At 32.9% G+C, this 20,674-nt stretch carries 22 protein-coding genes; 11 read left to right on the top strand and 11 right to left on the bottom strand.

Going from position 1 to position 20,674, the window contains the following annotated elements:
* The first annotated feature begins 78 nt into the window (after positions 1 to 78).
* On the top strand, positions 79 to 855 hold the full coding sequence (locus OZP10_RS04705) for an ABC transporter ATP-binding protein (protein WP_281633724.1): 777 nt from the start codon (positions 79 to 81) through the stop codon (positions 853 to 855).
* A 137-nt stretch (positions 856 to 992) separates the two neighbouring features.
* Here the strand turns inward: OZP10_RS04705 and OZP10_RS04700 are convergent, their stop codons facing one another.
* Genes OZP10_RS04700 through OZP10_RS04690 form a run of 3 tightly spaced genes read right to left on the bottom strand, consistent with a single transcriptional unit; the run spans position 993 to position 2,321 of the window.
* The gene (locus tag OZP10_RS04700; protein WP_281633723.1) at positions 993 to 1,451 is read right to left on the bottom strand and encodes a tRNA (cytidine(34)-2'-O)-methyltransferase; all 459 of its coding nucleotides are present in this window, start codon (positions 1,449 to 1,451) and stop codon (positions 993 to 995) included.
* Positions 1,452 to 1,492: 41 nt separating this feature from the next.
* Positions 1,493 to 2,068 (bottom strand): pseudouridine synthase, encoded by a 576-nt coding sequence (locus OZP10_RS04695; protein WP_281633722.1) that lies wholly within the window; start codon positions 2,066 to 2,068, stop codon positions 1,493 to 1,495.
* A 43-nt stretch (positions 2,069 to 2,111) separates the two neighbouring features.
* Positions 2,112 to 2,321 carry a hypothetical protein gene (locus OZP10_RS04690; RefSeq protein WP_281633721.1) on the bottom strand — a complete coding sequence of 70 codons (210 nt, stop codon included), beginning with the start codon at positions 2,319 to 2,321 and terminating at the stop codon, positions 2,112 to 2,114.
* 146 nt (positions 2,322 to 2,467) lie between these two features.
* On the opposite strand from OZP10_RS04690, the gene OZP10_RS04685 reads away from it, so the two are divergent.
* The 3 genes from OZP10_RS04685 (at position 2,468) to OZP10_RS04675 (ending at position 7,505) form a co-directional block, all read left to right on the top strand.
* A complete protein-coding gene (locus tag OZP10_RS04685; protein WP_281633720.1) occupies positions 2,468 to 2,842 on the top strand; it encodes a hypothetical protein in 375 nt (124 codons plus the stop codon).
* 154 nt (positions 2,843 to 2,996) lie between these two features.
* Positions 2,997 to 3,749: an SDR family NAD(P)-dependent oxidoreductase gene (locus tag OZP10_RS04680; protein WP_281633719.1), complete on the top strand. Its 753-nt coding sequence runs from the start codon at positions 2,997 to 2,999 to the stop codon at positions 3,747 to 3,749.
* A gap of 309 nt (positions 3,750 to 4,058) precedes the next feature.
* A complete protein-coding gene (locus tag OZP10_RS04675) occupies positions 4,059 to 7,505 on the top strand; it encodes a T9SS-dependent choice-of-anchor J family protein (RefSeq protein ID WP_281633718.1) in 3,447 nt (1,148 codons plus the stop codon).
* Positions 7,506 to 7,552: 47 nt separating this feature from the next.
* On the opposite strand, the gene OZP10_RS04670 is transcribed toward OZP10_RS04675, so the two are convergent.
* The 5 genes from OZP10_RS04670 to OZP10_RS04650 form a co-directional block, all read right to left on the bottom strand.
* On the bottom strand, positions 7,553 to 8,062 hold the full coding sequence (locus tag OZP10_RS04670) for a MepB family protein (protein ID WP_281633717.1): 510 nt from the start codon (positions 8,060 to 8,062) through the stop codon (positions 7,553 to 7,555).
* A 45-nt stretch (positions 8,063 to 8,107) separates the two neighbouring features.
* The gene (locus OZP10_RS04665) at positions 8,108 to 9,772 is read right to left on the bottom strand and encodes a hypothetical protein (protein ID WP_281633716.1); all 1,665 of its coding nucleotides are present in this window, start codon (positions 9,770 to 9,772) and stop codon (positions 8,108 to 8,110) included.
* The gene (locus OZP10_RS04660) at positions 9,769 to 10,206 is read right to left on the bottom strand and encodes an RNA polymerase sigma factor (RefSeq protein WP_281633715.1); all 438 of its coding nucleotides are present in this window, start codon (positions 10,204 to 10,206) and stop codon (positions 9,769 to 9,771) included. The genes OZP10_RS04665 and OZP10_RS04660 overlap by 4 nt, the downstream gene beginning before the upstream one ends.
* Before the next feature lie 165 nt (positions 10,207 to 10,371).
* Entirely contained in the window at positions 10,372 to 10,770 is a 399-nt protein-coding gene (locus OZP10_RS04655; RefSeq protein ID WP_281633714.1) for a hypothetical protein, read from the bottom strand.
* Between the two features lie 7 nt (positions 10,771 to 10,777).
* Positions 10,778 to 11,653: a protease complex subunit PrcB family protein gene (locus tag OZP10_RS04650; protein WP_281633713.1), complete on the bottom strand. Its 876-nt coding sequence runs from the start codon at positions 11,651 to 11,653 to the stop codon at positions 10,778 to 10,780.
* Between the two features lie 187 nt (positions 11,654 to 11,840).
* Here OZP10_RS04650 and OZP10_RS04645 point away from each other — a divergent pair, with 187 nt between their 5' ends.
* The 5 genes from OZP10_RS04645 (at position 11,841) to OZP10_RS04625 (ending at position 15,545) form a co-directional block, all read left to right on the top strand.
* Positions 11,841 to 13,214: a DNA recombination protein RmuC gene (locus OZP10_RS04645; protein WP_281633712.1), complete on the top strand. Its 1,374-nt coding sequence runs from the start codon at positions 11,841 to 11,843 to the stop codon at positions 13,212 to 13,214.
* Between the two features lie 72 nt (positions 13,215 to 13,286).
* Complete coding sequence (locus OZP10_RS04640) at positions 13,287 to 13,835, top strand: acyl-CoA thioesterase (protein WP_177212290.1); 549 nt, start codon at positions 13,287 to 13,289, stop codon at positions 13,833 to 13,835.
* Positions 13,836 to 13,877: 42 nt separating this feature from the next.
* A complete protein-coding gene (locus OZP10_RS04635) occupies positions 13,878 to 14,273 on the top strand; it encodes a VOC family protein (protein ID WP_177212291.1) in 396 nt (131 codons plus the stop codon).
* A 17-nt stretch (positions 14,274 to 14,290) separates the two neighbouring features.
* On the top strand, positions 14,291 to 14,743 hold the full coding sequence (locus OZP10_RS04630) for a hypothetical protein (protein WP_281633711.1): 453 nt from the start codon (positions 14,291 to 14,293) through the stop codon (positions 14,741 to 14,743).
* A 235-nt stretch (positions 14,744 to 14,978) separates the two neighbouring features.
* On the top strand, positions 14,979 to 15,545 hold the full coding sequence (locus OZP10_RS04625; RefSeq protein ID WP_177212293.1) for a YceI family protein: 567 nt from the start codon (positions 14,979 to 14,981) through the stop codon (positions 15,543 to 15,545).
* Between the two features lie 2 nt (positions 15,546 to 15,547).
* Here the strand turns inward: OZP10_RS04625 and OZP10_RS04620 are convergent, their stop codons facing one another.
* Entirely contained in the window at positions 15,548 to 16,459 is a 912-nt protein-coding gene (locus OZP10_RS04620; protein ID WP_281633710.1) for a TIGR01777 family oxidoreductase, read from the bottom strand.
* A 98-nt stretch (positions 16,460 to 16,557) separates the two neighbouring features.
* Here OZP10_RS04620 and OZP10_RS04615 point away from each other — a divergent pair, with 98 nt between their 5' ends.
* A complete protein-coding gene (locus OZP10_RS04615; protein WP_281633709.1) occupies positions 16,558 to 17,217 on the top strand; it encodes a TetR family transcriptional regulator C-terminal domain-containing protein in 660 nt (219 codons plus the stop codon).
* Entirely contained in the window at positions 17,217 to 18,521 is a 1,305-nt protein-coding gene (locus tag OZP10_RS04610; RefSeq protein ID WP_281633708.1) for an ABC1 kinase family protein, read from the top strand. Before OZP10_RS04615 ends, OZP10_RS04610 begins: the two co-directional genes overlap by 1 nt.
* 303 nt (positions 18,522 to 18,824) lie before the next feature.
* Here OZP10_RS04610 and OZP10_RS04605 read toward each other — a convergent pair whose 3' ends face one another.
* Both OZP10_RS04605 and OZP10_RS04600 read right to left on the bottom strand, forming a co-directional pair.
* On the bottom strand, positions 18,825 to 20,120 hold the full coding sequence (locus OZP10_RS04605; protein WP_281633707.1) for a cryptochrome/photolyase family protein: 1,296 nt from the start codon (positions 20,118 to 20,120) through the stop codon (positions 18,825 to 18,827).
* A 66-nt stretch (positions 20,121 to 20,186) separates the two neighbouring features.
* Positions 20,187 to 20,654 carry an SRPBCC family protein gene (locus OZP10_RS04600; protein WP_281633706.1) on the bottom strand — a complete coding sequence of 156 codons (468 nt, stop codon included), beginning with the start codon at positions 20,652 to 20,654 and terminating at the stop codon, positions 20,187 to 20,189.
* Between the last annotated feature and the right edge of the window lie 20 nt (positions 20,655 to 20,674).

The raw sequence follows: 20,674 nt of genomic DNA, 5'->3' as shown, positions 1-20,674 counted from the left end.
ATTCTAATCCTTTAATCTGTGGCTTAAAAGAAAAAAACTTAGAATCTCAGCATCTTAGTAACTTAGAACCTCAAAAAAATGAAAACAATTCTATCAACCTCAAACTTAAGTATTGGATACAAATCCAAAAAAGGTGTTACGACTATTGCTGAGAACCTTAATCTTAGTCTGGAAGCAGGTAAATTAATTACTTTAATCGGAGCAAACGGAATTGGAAAGTCAACTTTATTACGAACAATTACAGGAATTCAGAAACCTTTATCTGGGAAAGTATATTTGAATGAAAGAAATATTTCAGATTATCAGCCTTTAGAACTGGCACAAAATCTAAGTTTGGTTTTGACCGAAAAATTGCCGCCAAGTAATCTTTCCGTTTTTGAATTGGTGGCTTTAGGCCGCCAACCTTATACCAATTGGGTCGATAAATTGTCTGACGAAGATGTTCTAAAAGTTCAAGAAGCAATGACTTTGACGCAAATCGAACATTTAGCTTCAAAAAAACATTTTCAAATTAGTGATGGGCAATTGCAGAAAGTTTTAATTGCAAGAGCTTTGGCGCAAGATACGCCATTAATTATTCTAGACGAACCTACAACACATCTTGATTTACTGCATAAAGTTTCTTTATTTAAATTATTAAAGAAGCTAACTCAGGAAACTCAAAAATGTATCTTGTTTTCTACGCACGATATAGATCTGGCTATTCAATTAAGTGATGAAATGATTATGATGACGCCTGAAAGTATAGTGCAAGATCAGCCTTGTAATTTAATTTCAAATGGAAGCTTCAGTAATTTATTCAAAGATGAAAATATTATTTTTGATGCTGAAAAAGGGAAATTTATTGTGAGTTAGTTTTTCAGGAGCTAATCCTGCTGTCCGCTATATCTTTTGTGGCGAACGCCGCCACAAAAGGATGCCGCTTCCATCAGGGCTAGAAGTCCCGTTTTCAGAAGAAGCTTTTTCGATTAAACAGTTAAACAAATAAACGATTAAACTTTCTTCAGTCCAATCTGTCTTTTCGCTTCACCAACCACAAAAGCAACCGAATTGGCTATATTAAAACTGCGAATAAGCGGTGACATCGGAATCGTTAAATGATTTTCGAATCTTGCCATAAATGCTGCACTCAAACCAACGCTTTCTTTTCCGAAAACCAGCCAGTCACCATCTTGAAATTCATTTTCTAAATAGGATTTATCAGAATGTGAACTCATTAAAAAAACACGAGATTGATCTGGAATCTGAGCAATCCATTCTTCGACATTTTGATATTCTGTTACATCAAGATGAATCCAATAATCCAATCCCGAACGTTTTAGGTTTTTGTCATTAATCACAAATCCGAAAGGATGAATTAAATGAAGACGGCTTTCTGTGCCTACGCACAATCTTCCTATATTTCCGGTATTATTTGGTATTTCTGGTTCTACAAGAACAACGTTTAACATCTTTTTTTAGTTATGAATTATGAGTTATAAGTTATGAGTTTCTAGAAATTTTCTAATTGAAAATCGGAAACTTCCAAAACTTCACCCGCTTTTAGGTTTTGCAAATATACATTTCCTATTCGAACGCGAACAAGACGCAAGGTTGGAAAACCAACTGCAGCAGTCATTTTTCTAACTTGACGAAATTTTCCTTCTCTTACTGTGATGGATGCCCAAGAAGTAGGACCATGACGTTCGTCCCTGATTTTTTTGGCTCTCGGACCAAAATCTGGAATTTCGGTCACGATAGATGCTTTGCAGCGTTTCGTTTTGTATTTTCCACCGTCAAGTCCAATTTCGACACCATTTTGTAATTGTTCAATTGCTTCTGGCGTAATTAATCCATCAACCTGAACATAATATTCTTTTTCAACCTTTTTACTTCGAACGAGTTCACTCATATTTCCATCAGTAGTCAAAAGAAGCAAACCTTCAGAATCTTCGTCTAATCTTCCAATTGCCATTGTTCCTTCTGGGAAATCGTACAATTCGCCCAAAAGCTTTTTCTTTCTTTTTAATTCATAAATAAATTGGCTTAAATAGCCGTAGGGTTTAAAAAGAATGAAGTGTTGGTGCATTTTTAATTTTTTGCAAAGATAGTTTCTTTCTTAGAACTAAATCTTATAACTGTTTTTGAGATTTCATTTTTTTTAACCATTGATAGACAAACCAAATTACGGTTATAGCAAAAATGACAATTAAAACAGGATAATAATTTTCGAAAAATTCATGAAAATAACTTCCGATAAAAATATAGGCAGAAGCCATACAAAGTTTAATCAAGATAAATTCTGAATTGGACCAGCTAGTTTTGATTTTGAAGAAATTCATACTAATTAAGGTTGTTAAGTTGCTTTGAATAAAGGTAATGAATAAAAAAATAGATGGCAATTATAAAAGAAAAGCAATATGAAGTCATAATTTATTCGCAATCAGAATTCGTAATATTATAAATTCAATGTAAAAAGAATAATGTCATGGAAACAAATAATTTAGGAACAAAAAAGATAAACGGGACGCAGAAAAATATTGATGAATCTAAAGGTAAAAACGTCTCACATGATGAAGAGTTAAAAGACGCAAAATTGAATAGAGAATTGGTAACCGATGCAGACGGCGATAAAAAGATTGTAGAACGCGCTCGAAATGAAAATGAGGATATTAATAAAACGCTTCATCAGATAAGTCCGAATAACTCAAACGCAAATCGCGGAGTAGAAACAGAGGAGGAGGCAAAGAAAACAGTAGAGAATAAAGACCGCAATTCTGATATAACGCCAAATCGATATCCAAACTCACATCCTGATAATCATAAAGATCGTGGGAATATGAAACTAGACGAAGACGAATAGGACAATACAAAATTTTAAGTAAAATAGAGTCAATTTAATGTCAAATAACATAAGATTAGCGGTTCGCGTTAATGTTATTGTAAACTCATTTTAAAGCTTCTGTATCGGTTGATATCTTCGTAAATTAGGGGTATCAATTTAAAACATATACAAAATGGCACTTTTAGAAAATAAAGTAGCTTTTGTATCTGGCGGAGGATCTGGAATCGGACGCGCAGTTGCAAAAGCGTACGCTCGAGAAGGAGCAAAAGTAGTAGTAGCTGATATAAATGTAGAACACGGTGAAGAAACCGTAAAAATGATAAAGGAAAAGGGCGGTGAAGCTTTTTTCGTAAAAGGAGACTCGTCTAGCGCAGCCGACAATAAACACATGGTTGAGGTGACAGTTTCAAAATACGGTGGATTAGACATTGCCTGTAACAATGCAGGAATGGGCGGGTCGGCAAAACCAACTGGCGAATATGAGCCAGAAGCTTGGGATAAGGTTATTGCCTTAAACTTAAGTGGCGTTTTTTATGCCTGTCGTTACCAATTGGAACAAATGGAGAAAAATGGTGGTGGAAGCATCGTAAATATTGCTTCAATCCACGGACAAGTTGCCGCGCCAAATAGTGTTGCGTATACAGCAAGTAAACATGGTGTTGTTGGTTTGACAAAAAATATTGCAGTAGAATATGCGCAAAAAAATATTCGTTGTAATGCTGTTGGACCGGGTTATATTGAAACAGCACTTTTAAAAGATAATTTAAATAAGGAAATGATGCAGGCCGTTGCAGCAAAATCTGCGATGAATCGTTTAGGAACAGCAGAAGAAGTTGCCGAGCTAGTAGTTTTTCTAAATTCTGATAAATCATCATTTACTACAGGAAGTTATATTATTGCCGATGGTGGTTATACCGCGGTTTAATATTTGTTAGAGAATACTATTTTGAATTAGTGAAAAGCAGTAAGCGAAAGTTTACTGCTTTTTTTGTGTAAAAACCCTAGTATTTGTAGGAAATACGGAGTTTTTTTAATGTTGTTTGGATAGTTATCTGTTTGAATTATGTGTGAAAGAATGTTCTTTTTATTGGTTTTATTTTATTATATTTAATGTAATATTAAGTTTTGATGAATAATATTTATAAAATATCAAACATTAAGTTTATAGTTTTATAATATTGGCTTAACTTTAAAGAAGATAAATTTGAACTCTAAAAACTCTATTCTTTAACATATGAAAAAACTCTACTTTTCGCGCCATCTTTTGGCTCTTTTATGTTTTTTTTGCCTTTTTTCTGGTAATCTTTTTGCTCAGATTACGATAAGAACTTCACTTCCTATAAGAGAAGAATTTAACGATTTAAATGGTGGTACTTCTGTAGTATATCCACTTGGATTTCAAGGATGGACCGCAGGAAATACAAATGGTTCTGGTATTACAAATTATGTTACATCTGGTGTAATTATAGCAGATAAGGCTTTAACGGCTGGAGGAAAAGCGAATTCTGGTACAGGAAATGTTTATAATTATGATGGAAAAATTGGTTTTCTAAATTCTGGAACTAATGATTATGCAATTGCTCTTGCTTTTTCAACAGAACAAAAAGCAAGTATTGAAATTCAATATGATGCTTTGGTAATTCGTAATCCGTACGGTACAGTAAGTGGTTCAACTACAAGTTCTCGTATCAATGAATTTGCTTTACAATACCGAGTTGGTACTACGGCAGATTTTGTAACGTTGTCTGATACTTATTTTCGCAATAATACCACCCCACGCATGGATGAAACTACGTTACCACAAAGTAGTCATATAACAGTAATGTTACCTGCGGAATGTAATAATCAACCTGTAGTTCAAGTGCGATGGATTTCTAGACAAATTTCCGGAGGAGGCTCTCGTCCAGCTTTTGCCATTGATAATGTTGATGTAAAAGTTTTTAGCGATCTAGATGCGCCAATTAATGTTACCGGCTATCCAAAGGTTACTAATATCTTAGCTGATAGTTTTGACTTTATCAGTAAAATAAATGAGAAAGGAAAAACATATTATGTGTTATTGCCTAATGGCAGTTCAACACCAACAATTGCACAGATAAAGGCAGGACAGAATGCGGAAGGAGCTTCAGCCTTACAGTCTGGTTTTTTAGATATTACAGATCCTACTCAAGAATATGTAAAGAGTTTTGCTGGATTGAATTTAAATACCACTTACTCTGTTTTTTCTATTTCAGAAGATTCTTATAATAATACACAAATTGTATTTAGTAAATTAGATGCTACTACTGCTATTGCGCCAGTTTTATCGACTACAATAGCTTCTTTAGATTTAGGAGCATCAGAAGCAAATTATGATTCAAAAGTTTTAAGTTATCAAGTTGGAGCAACAGATTTAACACAAGATGTTGTTTTAGCCGCATCAGCAAACTTTGTAATATCTAAAGATAATGCCACGTTTGGATCTTCTATTACTTTTGCATTGGCCGATTTTGCTTCAAATGCAACACCAACAGTTTATGTAAAATTCACTCCAACTTCAGTTGGAAGTTTTACAGGTTCAATAACTCATGAAACAGCAGGAGGCACAACAAAAATAGTTAGTCTGTCTGGAAGCGGAACAAACCCATATATACAAGGTTTTAATGATCCAAATGTTTTAGCAAATAGCGGATGGTCACAATACAATGAGGCGGGACCTTTGAATAAATGGTCACATACTATTCTTTCACGTAATGTTAATTCTGGAACTGGTTCGGTTTTAATAAACGGATTTTCAGAAAATGGAGCAAGCAAAGATTGGCTGATTTCTCCGAGATTACGTTTAGATAATTTTAGTCAAATTCCATTATTATCTTTTTACTCTCGTCAATTTTACAATGGACCATCTTTAAAATTAATGGTTTCAACAGATTATGATGGAGTAAGCGCGCCAAATACAGCAACATGGATAGAATTAGATGGTAAATTCCCTGGAAATACAGGAACTTATACAAAATCTCAGTATATAAATTTAACAGCTTATAAAACAGATCACACTTATTTGGCTTGGGTTTACGAAACAGCTTCGGGAGGAAGTGGTAATGCAGCAGAATTCTCTTTCGATGACTTTGCTATTACAAATGAATCGCAATACGTAGATTCAAATCCGATTTTAGATTTCGCAGATGTAAGTCCAAATTCAATTACTGCTAGTCAGTCCTTTATTTTCAGAGCCGCAGGTTATGGTGATATTGCTATTCAGGCTCCAGGTTCGTACCAATTGTCATTAGATAATACTTCATTTACTTCAAGTATTGTTGTTTCTTCAGCCGATGCTTTAGCAGGAAAAACAATTTATGCAAGATTTGCGCCAACCACAAAAGAACCAACAATTTCTGGAGCATTAACAGTAACAGGAACATCTCTGAACAAACAAATTGGTTCATTTACAGGATCTTCTATATTAAAATCAGAAACTTTTGATGTGGTTACTTATAATTTAGAATTTTTTGGTTCAGATAATCCTAGTAACGGACCCACAGACAATGCCTTGCAAATTGCAAATGTGGCAAAAGTGATGAATAAATTAAATGCCGATGTATATGTGGTTCAGGAAGTTTCTAGCGATACAGCTATAGACGATTTAATTCAAAAGTTAAATATCAACGGTAAAACATTTGAGAAAACTATCTCGCCAATTTGGTCGTATTCTTGGGATCCAACTTCAGATCCAACTTTTCCACCTCAAAAATTAGTGGTTATTTATAATACTCAAACAGCTACATTGAAAAAAACTCGAGTAATGTTTAAAGAGTTTTACGATGAATTGGTTGCAGGAACCAAAACTTTAGCAAATTACCCGTTGCCTGCAAGTAATCCGCCAGTACACCCAAGTTCAGGATTCTTCTCTTCAGGTCGTTTACCTTATATCGTAACTTTAGAAACTAATCTTAATGGAGTTAAAAATGAAATCAAACTGATAGATGTTCATGCTAGAGCAAACAGCGGATCTGATATGACAACTTACACGAGACGTAAGTATGATACGCAAGTTTTTAAAGACAGTTTAGATGCACATTATCCAAATGATAATTTAATTATTTTGGGAGATTACAACGATGATGTGAAAAAATCAGTTTTTGGTACAAACAATCCTTCGACTTACGAAAACTTTGTAACAGATACGAGCAATTATAAAGCACTAACTTTAGAAATAAGTCAGGCTGGTGCTTTTAGTTTTTTAAGCTCAGGTGGGTTTTTAGATCATATTATGATTTCTAATGAATTATTTGATCAATATATAGATCAGTCAACTGCAGTTTACGATCCAAGAAATGATATTCTAAATTATACCACAACAACTTCAGATCACGGACCAGTAATTGCTCGTTTCCAATTAAAACAAGACGTGCTTTCTACACCAGATTTTGGAGCGAAAAATAAATATTTCGTAAAAGCTTATCCAAACCCTGCGACAGATGTTTTGAGTTTTGATATCAAAACAGCAACGCAAGGAAGAGATCTAAAAATTAGATTGTATGATTTTAATGGTCGTGCAATTGGAAATTCAATCAATGTTAAAAATGAATCTGAAGTTAGTACAGCAGTTGTTGCTGTTGGGAATCTAGTTTCTGGAGTTTATTTCTACACGGTTACAGAAAATAATAAAGTGATTTTTAAAGATAAAATCATCAAGAAATAAAATGGATTTTAAAACAGAAAAGGCAGTCATTTTAAGACTGCCTTTTTTTATATAAAAACTTTTTTCAATTCGTCTAAATCAATTTTACTTTGATCTGAAAAGTTAAAGAAATAATCCAATTGCCATTTTTGTGTTTTCTGAGCCTGTTTACTTGTAGTTTTATCCCAAGGAGGATAAACTCTTGTGGCTCTAATTCCCTCTTTACTTTGAGTAGAAAAAATGCCTTTTTCTAATAATGTTTTTTTAGGAAAAATAAACTGTCCCCAATTTTGGTCTTTTCGAACAGTCACAATTACAAAATCTATAGTATCTGAATAATCAAAAGGTTCAATCGTTCCTGATTGATTTCGTTTCCATAAAGTAACAAATTGGCCTGTTTTGGTTGGAGTAATTTTTGATTCTCTATAACAAATATTTTTATTGTCTAACTGAAAACGAAATGCACTGTATTCTTCACTTTCGCTTTCCTTTTCTAAAGAAGTCATCTGCAAATCTGCTTTATCAAAAATGCTTTCTTTGCTCAATACTAAATCAGCTGAGCCAATGGTAAAATTCATAAAAATCTATTTTAAAAATAGTTTGAAAATTACTACAAATTTACTTTAGAAATTAACATTCAGTCCAAAATTTAATCCCCATTGGAACTGGTTGAAAGACTGGCTGTTTAACGGATTGATATAATAATTTACCGCAGGTTCAACAAAAACATTTGTCTTTTTATACACGCGATACTGAACCGTACTGCTCAAAGTCGAACCATAAACATAGTCATTGGCATTTATATTCTCTCCAATAGAATGTCCGTCTAGAGCTACGTTGTTAGAAATTAATTTACCTACAAAACCTCCTGTATTTAAGTTAATGCTGGCTTTATTTTTATTAAAAACAGAATAAGAAACCTCAAGCGGCATTTCTACATATCTTAAATTCTGATCCAATTTACCAGTTTGCACGTTTTCATTTTTCAAAGCTTCTTTTGTGCTATTTGAAATAAAAAGATAACCTTGGCTTGACGGGTCTGCTGAAACAACGGGACTGTTATTACTATCGGCATTTAGAGTGCCAGGATTAAAAAAAGCATTGCTTTTGGCGCTTAAATACGATACATTGGCAACACTCTGTCCTAATTCACTAATTTTTAGCCCAGAACCTACGGCCCATTTTTTATTAATGCTATATTTTGTTTTTACTCCATAAGAATTAGACTGCTTAGAATCATTCACGTTACCTAAAGTTTTTTCGTTTCTAGTGTTTTCAGAACTAGCTACACCTGCAAAAACGGCAACTGCCCATTTTTCTTGTTTATTAAGCAATTTGTCTTTTTTCTCTTTTTCTTCTTTTTCCTTTTCTGGAGCTAAAATTCCTTTTTCTAAATTCTGAAGTTCAGCAAGTTGCATAGAGTCTGTTTTGCTCAAACCGTTAGTGATTTTCAGATCGTCTTTTATGATGACTGCTTTATCAGTTCGCTTATTCTCAGTTTTACCTAAAACGGCATTGTTTGAGTTAGATGCATTACTGTTTGTAAAAGGGTTATTATTTGTAGCATATCCTTGATTAGTGAAAGCTATATTTTTACTGTTTTTCGGAGTAAGCTGTTCTTCAAAAATAGAATTTGAAAGCTGTTTTTTTGCTGTCGAATTAAATTTACTTTGTTTTCCAAAAGCAATTCTCTCTTCGGAAATACCTTTATTTGAAGATCTTGTATTATTTTCTAAAATAGATTTTTTAGAAGATTTTACAATTGATTTTTCTTCTGATGAACCAGATTTTTGATAAGCAACAGATTGGTTTGCTGTATTTGCTGGAACCACAACATCAGATTTAGAATCTCTTTTACTGGTTTTGTTCTCAGAGTTTGTTTCCGCTACAGAAGTTTCTTGAACTTGCATTTGCGACTCACTATTGAACTGATTCCTTGGAGAATTTTCGTTTAACGAATCTATTGCTTTTCCAGTATTTTTATTTCGATTTGAATCTTTGCCAGTATGAACGTTATTTGTTTTTTTGTCAATAACAACGCTGTTTGTATTGTTTTCTAAATTGCCGTTGTTGAGGTTTGTATTTTCAGAAGAAGCAGTAAAATGTAAAATTGAAGGCAGAAGCAACCCTAATAATAAGCATGCAGCAGCCGACCACCAAAGAACAACTCTCTTCTTCTTTTTAGGTTTATCTAATTTTTCTTCAATCTGACTCCATAATTCTGGAGGCGGAACACTCGAAAAGTCTTCCATTGATGAAAAAATATCTTCTATTTTTTGCTTCTTCATGCTATCTTAAAATTTTTTATGCTCAAAATTCGCTTTTGTAATATATGTTTGGCGCGATTTAAATTTGATTTTGATGTTCCTTCGGAGATTTTTAATAGTTCGGCGATTTCTCTGTGTTTCATTTTCTCAAATACATACAAGTTAAAAACCGTTCGATATTGATCTGGTAAATCCCTAATATACTCCAGAAGTTTTTCCTGTTCGATCGGAATAGCTTCCAGTTCCTCTTCTTCCACAAAATCCGTATCGGGATCAAAAACATCTAAAAAGAAACTCTCCTTTTTCTTTTTGTTTAAAGTTTCAATGAGTTTGTTTATAAAGATTCGTTTTAACCATCCCTCAAAGCTTCCTTCAAATTTATATTGGCTTATTTTCTGAAAGGCAATTACAAATGCTTCCTGAAAAACGTCCTTTGCGTCATCTTCGTTCTTCATATATTTCAAACAAATACCATATAAAACAGGAGAGAACAACTGATAGATTTTCAGTTGTCCCTCCCTGTCATTTTTCATGCACAGTTTGATATATTTTTCTAACTCGTCTTTCAAGAAATGGTTCAAATTTGATTTTGCAAAAATAGTTTTAAATAGCTTACAAAACTATCTTTTAAAAATAGTTCGACTACCGTCTTGACTGTTGCTTACAATTGTTAGATTTTGATTGTCAAGGTTTTCTATTATGTAGGTTTTGCCTTCAAAGGTAATTAGATCATGTTCTGATTGATCAAAATATCCTTTTCCCTTTTCTATCTGATACGCACTATTTCTAATCTCTACATTGTTTTTATAAGTAATAACCCTTCCGTCTTGGGTGAAAATGATTTTCTTAGTAAATCCAATTGTTTTGGGTGTAGCTACATAAGGATTATTAGAACCCCCAATAGATTTTTCCCAAGTCCACGTATTTATAATTGATCCTGCAGCTTCTGTAGAAGTATTAACAGAAATCATTGATGTAAAAAGAAAGCAAATAATAAAAGATAAAAAGAGTTTCTTCATGATAGAATTATTTTAAACTTGTAATTTTTTCTTGAATTGTTTTTTTGAAAAGTTTTATTTCTGAACTTTGATCTTCAGTGTCATTGTTGTCGATATAAACTTTAGTGGTACTTGCGCCTTGACGAAGCTCAAAATAAATTCCGCCTTGATCTGTTGCATCTGGAGTACCATACGTTTTTGTTTGTCCTTTTAAAGCTAAAATTTCAGCAGGAACACTTTTTAACAATAAAGTATATTCGCCTCTCTTAATTGTTGGAGTATATCTATATTGTCCAAAATCATATTGATTAGCGCCAACGTTTAAGAATTTTAAAGTATTAAAATCGTTAATCTGATAGAATTTTTGGCAGTCAGAGCTTAAACATTGGTTATTGAAACTTCCAATAACCATCGCGTCTGCAATTTCTACTGTTTTGTTAAAAATCATTCCTTTTGATGTTTTCGGAATCAAAACAAAATCATAAGGATAAGTAGGAGCTTGGGTTACGTTTTCACCTTCAGCAGGAGTTTTTTCGTAGTAATTAACAACGATCTCGCAATTGTTTTCTACAATCGAAGTAATTTTGATGGCATATCCGCTTGTAGGTTTAGCGCCTGCAAAAATTCCAACTAGATATTCTTTTGTAAAATCAATATTAGGGTCACTTGCAACAGGACAGTTGTTCTCATGTTTTGTAAAAAACTCTTCCATTTTTTCTTGAGATACAATAACAACAGCAGCAGGATTATTAGGCATTGATTTTACATTATAATTACATGCGAACGGAAAGCCAGTAAAATTTACAGCTGTATTAGCTCCACAATCTACATATTTATTTCCGTCATTGAGAGAACAAGCACTGAATCCAAAGGCTACAAACAAGCCAAGCATTAATTTTTTCATAATTATTTTAATAGGTTTATATCTTAGTAGATAGTGCTTTTAAAAAAAGGTTGCGTTGAGGTTAAAATTTTTTCAAAAAAAATAAAATGTTGGTTTAGTTGGATTTGAAAATGAATTAGTGAAATTTCTATTTTAAAAACTAAGCACTACGTATTATTGCGTACTTTTACGTAAAATTAACTTAGTTATGTCTGATTATTTACCGTTTTTACTAGGCTTTGTTGTTGCACTTTTTGCTGGAATCTACGTAGGGAGAATGCTTTCTATGTCAAAATTTAATTCTGAAAAGGCTATTTCTGAGGAAAGATTGAATGCTTTAAATGGGCAGTTGCAAATGTTGAAAGAGCAATTTGAAAACGAAAAAAATAATTTTCAGAAACAATTACAGTTGAGTATTTCTGAGAAAGAAAATATTAGGACAGAGAAAGACAGTCTTGCAATTCAGCTTTCTAAAAAAGAAGTGGATTTTGAAAATTTATGGGAACGCCATAAAGAGCAGAAAAGCGAAATCAACGAACTTCAAGAAAAATTCACTAAAGAGTTTGAAAATCTTGCCAACAAAATCCTGGAAGAAAAATCGGCTAAGTTTACCGAACAAAACACAGTGAACATGAAAAATATCCTGACGCCTTTGCAGGATAAAATTCTTGTTTTTGAACAAAAGGTTGAGCAAACTCATAAGGAAAGTATCGATTATCATGCAGCGCTTCGCCAGCAGATTATTGGTTTGAGCGAAATGAACGCACAAATGAGCAAAGAAACCTTAAATCTTACCAAAGCATTAAAAGGTGACAGTAAAATGCAGGGAAATTGGGGGGAATTGGTTTTGGAGCGTGTTCTAGAAAAATCAGGACTAGAAAAAGGAAGAGAATACGAAGTACAGCAGAGTTTTACAAATAATGAAGGAAACCGCGTTTTGCCAGATGTAGTGATTAATCTTCCTGACGGTAAAAAAATGATTGTCGATTCTAAAGTTTCACTTTCGGCTTACGAAAAATGGGTAAATGAAGAATCGGAACTTTTAAAAATAGAATTTCTTAAAGAGCATGTTATTTCTATAAAAAGGCATGTGGAGCAGTTAGGAAGTAAAAATTACCATGATTTATACCAAATGGAAAGCCCAGACTTTGTATTGCTTTTCATTCCTATGGAACCTGCTTTTGCTATTGCTTTAAACGAAGATCCATCTTTATACACCAAAGCTTTTGACCGAAATATTGTTATTGTAACACCAAGCACGCTTTTGGCTACATTGCGAACTATTGACAGTATGTGGACCAATCAGAAACAGCAGGAAAATGCTTTTGAGATTGCAAGACAAGCTGGAGCTTTATATGATAAATTTGAAGGTTTTGTGTCCGATTTAGTCCGAATTGGAAATAAAATAAAAGACACCAAAACAGAATACGAAAGCGCAATGAATAAATTGGTTGATGGAAAAGGAAATCTGATTTCGAGCGTAGAAAGATTGAAAAAAATGGGAGCAAAAGCAAAGAAATCGCTTCCAGACAATATTATTGCAAGAGCGATTAATTCAGATGAAAATGAATTATTGAATTAGAAGAGGAAAGAAGTAAGAGGCAAGAGAAAAAATATAGAATACAACTAATCAAAAAATACCAAAAATAAAAACATGAGTACAGATTTTAAACCCGTTTCATCATCAAAAGTTAGTATATCAGAATTAATGCTTCCTTCGCATACCAATTTTAGCGGAAAAATTCACGGAGGATATATTTTGTTATTATTAGATCAGATTGCGTTTGCATCGGCATCAAAATTTAGCGGAAATTATTGCGTAACGGCTTCTGTAGATACGGTAAACTTTCTAAAACCAATTGAAGTAGGAGAGTTAGTAACCATGAAAGCTTCTGTAAATTATGTTGGAAGAAGTTCGATGATCGTAGGCATTCGCGTAGAAGCCGAAAATATTCAGACTGGTGTAATCAAACATTGTAATTCGTCTTACTTTACAATGGTTGCCAAAGATAAAGACGGAAAAAGCGTTCCAGTTCCAGGATTGATTTTATCTAATTTAGAAGAAGTGCGACGTTTTAGAAAAGCAATAAAACATATTGAGGTTAGAAAAGAAGTAGAAGAACACGAAAAATTGACCAATATAAATTCGATTGAAGATCTAGCGAGTTTAGAAAAATATAATGTCCTTCTAGAAATTAGCTAAATTTTCTTATATTTATTAGATACACATTAAATAGTAGAAATTATGGTCAAGTTTGGATATACAATTTTATATGTTGAAAATGTTGAAGAATCTATTGCGTTTTATGAAAATGCTTTTGGGTTCTCGAGAAAATTTATTACGCCAGATGGCGATTATGGCGAATTAAGTACAGGAGAAACGACACTTTCATTTGCATCAAAAAAGCTGGCTTCTCAAAGTTTGAAAGACGGTTTTATTGAAAGCAGTTTAGAAAATAAGCCTTTTGCAATAGAAATTGGTTTCATTACAGATAACGTTCCAGAAGTTTTACAGAAAGCAACTTCTTTTGGTGCGGTTATAGTTTTAGAACCTGTAGAAAAACCTTGGGGACAAATTGTAGCTTATGCAAGAGATTTGAATGGATTTTTAATTGAAATTTGCACAGAGGTAAAAGGTTAACGACTAATTTTTTTTAAATGAATTACATACAAAGCAAACCTTATTTTGTGTTTTTAGGATTAATAGTAGTTCTTCTACTATATGGGTTTTATAAAGGAAATCAAACAGTTTCAATCAATATTCATGATACGTATTTTGTTATTTCTTGGAAACATTTAATGATTCTTATTTCTTTTATTTATGGAATATTGGCTTTTATTTATTTTGGTCTTTTGAAACTAAATTTTGGTTTAATAAATTGGATGACTGTTTCTCATATTTTAATAAGCATAATAGGTTTGTTTGCGGTTTTCGTTTTGCCTAAATTTTTAAGAGAAAGTATTCCTGGCGATATGGTTGGACTTTTAGAAGACATGAGTTTTAACCAAAGAATAGAAATAGGAATAGTGATTTTCATTTTTGCATTATTTGGCGCGCAGCTTTTATTTTTTATCAATGTAATTTATGCATTAGTAAAAAGAGTATTTTAGTCTTTTTTACCTCTCACGATTCCCTTTTCAGAAGAAAAAAAAATTCACAAATATTTAGCATTAATCTCAGAACTCGGCGTTGAGAAATTTCGTAACTTTAAGTGTAATTATTGGGTTACGGAATTTTTTCACTGAGTATTGCCGTTCTATTTTTCAGATTAATTAAAAGCTGAATTTTTTATTTTCTGTTGGTCAGAATAAATGGAATGACATAATTGTTTAAACGTAGACGATTATGAAAACAACTACCTTACTTTTTTTACTTTTTACTGCTTTTTCTGTTATTGCCCAAGACAAATTTTTCACTAATACAGGGACAATTAATTTTGAAGCCTCCGTTCCTATGTTTGAGGAGATTAGAGCAGTAAATAGACAAGTAGCTATACTTTTAGAACCTAAAACAAGTACTTTTATCTGTACTGTTGTCATCAAAAATTTTCGTTTTAAATTGGATCTCATGCAAGAGCATTTCAATGAAAATTATATGCAAAGCGATCGTTATCCTAAAGCAGTATTTAAAGGGAAGATTGAAAAATTTGATTTGAAAGATATTAATGAGGTTGAAAAGCAATATCAGATAAAGGGAAAATTGAATTTACGAGGCAAATCAAAAGAAATTATTGTGAATGCTTTGATTAAAAGAGTGCCGGAAGGAATTCAGGTTATTTCAGATTTTCCAATTGAAGTTTCTGATTTTAATATTCAGATTCCAACTCCTATAGCTGCCAAAATTTCAAAAACAGCTAATACAGAACTGACGGGCATTGTTCGAAGTGAAGATACTATGCTTACTTTAAAATAAAATTATTTGATACAGCTGATAAGTGTTTTTTCTAAATCAGTAAACTGAAATTCGAAACCTGTTTTCTGAATTTTTTCTGAAGAAACACGTTGTCCAGTTAAAACTGCTATGCTCATTTCTCCCAATAAAATCTTTAGTACAAAAGGAGGAACATTAGGAAGCCAAATAGCATAATCAAACAATTTAGCGAATGTTTTAGAAAATCGGGCATTAGTTGTATTATCGGTTATGCAAGCATTGTAAGCGCCTTCAAGTTTAGAATCTTCTAGACTTTTTAAGTAAATCTGGCATAAATCTTCAACATGAATCCAAGGGAGATATTGTTTCCCCGAACCCAATACCGCGCCAAAACCCGATTTAAAGGTCGGAATCATCTTTTTTATAAAACCTTCTTCTTTTCCAAAAACGATACCAGTTCTAATTTTGACAGTTCGAATGTTTAAAGAATTCATTTTATCAGCAGCATTTTCCCATTTTTGACAAGTGATGCCTAAAAAGTCATTTGCTGGAGGCGTGTCTTCGGTACAGATTTTATGACTGGTTACAGCACCATAAATACCAACAGCTGATGCAGAAACAAATGCCTCTAGTTTTTTATTGTTGTTTTCCAAAACCGAAAAAATCATTTCTATAGGTCTAATTCGGCTTTCAAGAATAGCTCTTTTTCGTCTTTTAGTCCATCTTTTTTCGACGATTCCTTCTCCCGCAAGATGAATAATGTAGTCGGCATTTAGGACAGCATTTTTATCAATGTAATTTTTTTTGATATCCCATTTGTAATAAGTGACTCTCGGAGTATTTTCTCTGTCTGAACGGCTCAAAACAGATACAGAAAATCCGGCTTCGATGAGAACATCTGTTAAATGTTTTCCAATGAAACCGCTTCCGCCTGTTAATAGAACATTTTGAGCCATAATAGTTTATAATATATTTAACAGTATATAGTGTTTAAGGATTAGTAAAGGTACTTAAACAATGTTTACCTTTATGGCAAATTCTAAATTTTAATAAAATGGCGACTAAAAAAAAGGTAATTACCAAAGATGATATCGTTTCAAAATATATGGAAGAGGTTCTGGAAAAAGGTCAAAAACCAAAATCGGTTTATCATTTTGCCAAAGAAAATGATTTTACAGAAGCCGAGTTTTATGCTTTTTTTGGAACATTAGAAGGTTTAGAAAAAGAAATATTCCGACTGTTTTTTGAAAACACAATTAATCTTCTTCATAAAAATGAGGAATATCAGGGATATGACATGAAGAATAAAATGTTGAGTTTTTATTTTACTTTTTTTGAAATCCTGACTGCCAATAGAAGCTATGTTTTACAATCGCTTAAAATGGATAAAAATCCGCTTAAAAATTTAGTGCAGTTAACTACACTTCGAAATAGTTTTAAAGAATATGTTGCTGAAATCCTGACAGACGATTACAGATTGGAACAGGAAAGATTTCAAAAATTTCAAGAAAAAGCCATTCAGGAATCATCTTGGGTGCAATTAATGATGACAATCAAATTTTGGATGGAAGATGAATCTCCGGCTTTCGAAAAGACAGATATTTTTATTGAAAAATCTGTGAATGCTTCGTTCGAATTAATGAATGTTGCGCCAATGAATCATTTGATTGATTTCGGGAAATTTTTGTTTAAAGAAAAAGTATACAGCAGATAATGAAAACAATCGATTATATTCCAACTTCAAAAATAGAAAGAGCGGGAAAATTGGTTCAAACGGGTGCTAAAATTGGTGTAAACTATGTAAAGCATTATGCCGAAAAAATGGTTAATCCAGATTTGAGCCGTGACAAACTCAACGAGAACAACGCCGAAGATATTTATGACGGACTAAAAAGCTTAAAAGGAAGTGCACTTAAAGTCGCTCAAATGTTAAGTATGGATAAAAACTTTCTTCCGCAAGCTTATGTAGAAAAGTTTTCGTTATCGCAATTTTCTGTACCGCCTCTTTCTGCGCCTTTGGTTTTAAAAACGTTCAAAAGCAATTTTGGAAAAACGCCTTATGAAATTTTTGACGAATTCAATCCGAATTCGGTAAACGCGGCAAGTATTGGTCAAGTGCATTTGGCAAAAAAAGGCGATAAAAAACTGGCGGTTAAAATTCAGTATCCAGGTGTTGCCAATAGTATTTCTTCTGATCTGGCTTTGGTAAAACCAATTGCAATAAGAATGTTTAATCTGCAGGGAAAAGATTCTGATAAATATTTTAAAGAAGTCGAAGATAAACTGATTGAAGAAACTAACTATTTGTTAGAATTGAAACAAAGCCAAGAAGTTGTTGAGGCTTGCAGTAAGATTGAAAATATTACTTTTCCGAATTACTATCCAGAGTTTTCATCAGAGAAAATTATTACGATGGATTGGATGACTGGAATTCATCTTTCTGAATTCACAGCTAAAAATACCGACCAAGAAGCGGGTGATAAATTGGGTCAGGCGCTTTGGGATTTTTATATGTATCAAATTCATGTTTTAAGAAAAGTGCATGCAGATCCGCATCCTGGAAATTTTTTGGTTGATGATCAAAACCAGTTAATCGCTTTAGATTTTGGCTGTATGAAACAAATTCCAGATGATTTCTACACTCCTTATTTCGAATTGATCAATAAAAATGTCATTACAGACGAGAAGCTTTTCAATCAGAAATTATTCGAATTGGAGATTCTTCGTCCAGATGATACGCCAGCAGAAATAGAATATTTCACCGAAATGTTTCATGATTTATTGTCTCTTTTTACGAAACCATTTCAAAACGAAACTTTCGATTTTGCCGATGAAGAATTCTTTAGCGCAATTGCCCAATTAGGAAAACGTTTTTCAGAAGATACAAATCTCAAAAAAATGAACGGAAATCGTGGCTCTAAACATTTTATTTATATGAATCGTACTTTCTTTGGTTTATATAATTTAATGTTTGATTTGAAAGCGAAAATCGTTGTGGAGAATTATTTAAAATACTAATTAATAGTTTCTTTTTGTTTCAGGTTTCAGGTTTCAAGTTGGCTGAACTTTAGATATAGAACTTTGTCAAAGTTTAAAACTTTGACAAAGTTTTTTTTGTTTAGTTTGTCATCCTGAGGAACGAAGGATCACACACGTAGCTCAACAAAGATTATCGATTCTGATTGTGGAGTTTCTAGTGTGTGATCCTTCGTTCCTCAGGATGACAAAAATGAATATAAATCTGCTTATTCTGCAAAATCTGCGTGAAACAAAATTAAGCATCCAGTGTAAACCTGAAACTTGAAACCTGAAACAAAAACTTTATTTCAAGATCCCAGCCTTGTAAGTCGCAATCGCACGATCTCTAGCAAAAGCATGATCAACCATAGGTTCGTTATAACCAAAATCAAATTCAGGAATCCATTTGCGGATGTATTCTCCTTTTGGGTCAAATTTTTGCTGCTGAATTTCGGGATTAAAAACCCTGAAATAAGGCGCAGCATCACAACCCGTTCCTGCTGCCCATTGCCAGTTTCCTACGTTTGAAGCTAATTCGAAATCTAAAAGTTTTTCTGCAAAATAAGCTTCGCCCCATTGCCAGTTAATGAGTAAATGTTTGCATAAAAAACTCGCTACCACCATACGCACGCGATTGTGCATATATCCAGTTTCATTCAACTGACGCATTCCAGCATCGACCATCGGATATCCGGTTGTTCCAGAACACCAGCGCTTGAAATCTTCTTCATTATTTCGCCATTGAATTCCGTCATAATTGGATTTGAAATTATGATTGACACAATTCGGGAAGCTAAAGAGAATTTGAATAAAGAATTCTCGCCAGATTAATTCACTTAAAAATGTCTGATTTTTTCGGTTTGCCCAGTTCACTAATTTTCTAATACTAACAGTGCCAAAACGTAAATGTGGTGAAAGATAAGAAGTGCTGTCCAAAGCTGGAAAATCTCTCGTTTCTTTGTAATTGGCTATTTGTGTTAAGTTATGTGGTTTTATTTTTATGGAACTTCTTTCAAAACCAATTTCTTTTAAATTAGGAAAGTTAAATTGATTTCTTGCAAAATTAGATTGAAAAGGTTTGATGTCATATTCAGGAGCAGAACCCGAAAAATGGTATTTCTCTAGCCATTTGTTTTTATAAGGCGTGTAAACGGTGTATGGAAGTCCGTCTGCTTTTGTGATTTCTTTTTCTTCGAAAATTACATGATCTTTAAAAGAAAAAGATTCAATGTTGTTTTCTTTTAATAACGCAGTTATGTTTATATCACGCTTGATGGCAAAAGGTTCATAATCTTTATTAAAGAAAACGGTTTGAATATCAAATTCTTCAATTAGTGATTTCCAAACGTCTGTAGTTTTTCCTTTTTTGATTAAGATGGAAGAATCAAGATTATTTAATTCTGCGTTTATTTTTTGAAGTGAATCATAAATGAAAGTTACTCTGGCATCATTTTTTGGAAGATGTTCTAGAATATCATCGTCGAAAATAAAAAGAGGAACAACAGGGAAATCTGATTGCAAGGCATGAAATAATCCTGTGTTGTCTTCTAAACGCAAATCACGTCTAAACCAGAATAAAGTAACTTTTTGTTTTGTCATTTTTGAGGATAATTTTTTGCCACAGATTAAAGGATTAAAAAGATTCTAATCTGTGAAATCTATGGCTTATTTTTTCGAATTAAATAATTCTTCAATTTTATTATATCGGTAGTCGAAAATGCTTTTTAGTTTGTTTCTTACGACCAAGCGATTCATGATTCTGCCTAGAATTCCAAATGGGAGAGCATAATGAACAATATCTGTCATTTTGGTTCCTCCGTCTGGTGTTGGTTCAAAGAAATGTTTGTGATGCCATAGTTTATAAGGTCCAAATTGCTGAATGTCTACAAAATACTCGTTTTCTTGGCAAGCTGTAATTTCGGTAACCCAAGACATTTTGATTCCGAAAAGCGGTTTTAAAGTGTAGGTAATAATTTGTCCGTGATACATGCGCTTTCCGTCGTAATCCTGAATTTGGAAATTCATATTATCGAGTGTAATAGTTTGAAGGTTTTTTGGACTTGAGAAAAAATCCCAGCACTCTTCTACGCTAGCATTGATATGTTGTACGGTTACTATTTTGTATAATTTCATAATCAAATTGTTCTTGAAAA

The organism is Flavobacterium luteolum, assembly GCF_027111275.1.
GTDB lineage: Bacteria > Bacteroidota > Bacteroidia > Flavobacteriales > Flavobacteriaceae > Flavobacterium > Flavobacterium luteolum.
This window is presented reverse-complemented; position numbering and strand designations above follow the sequence as displayed.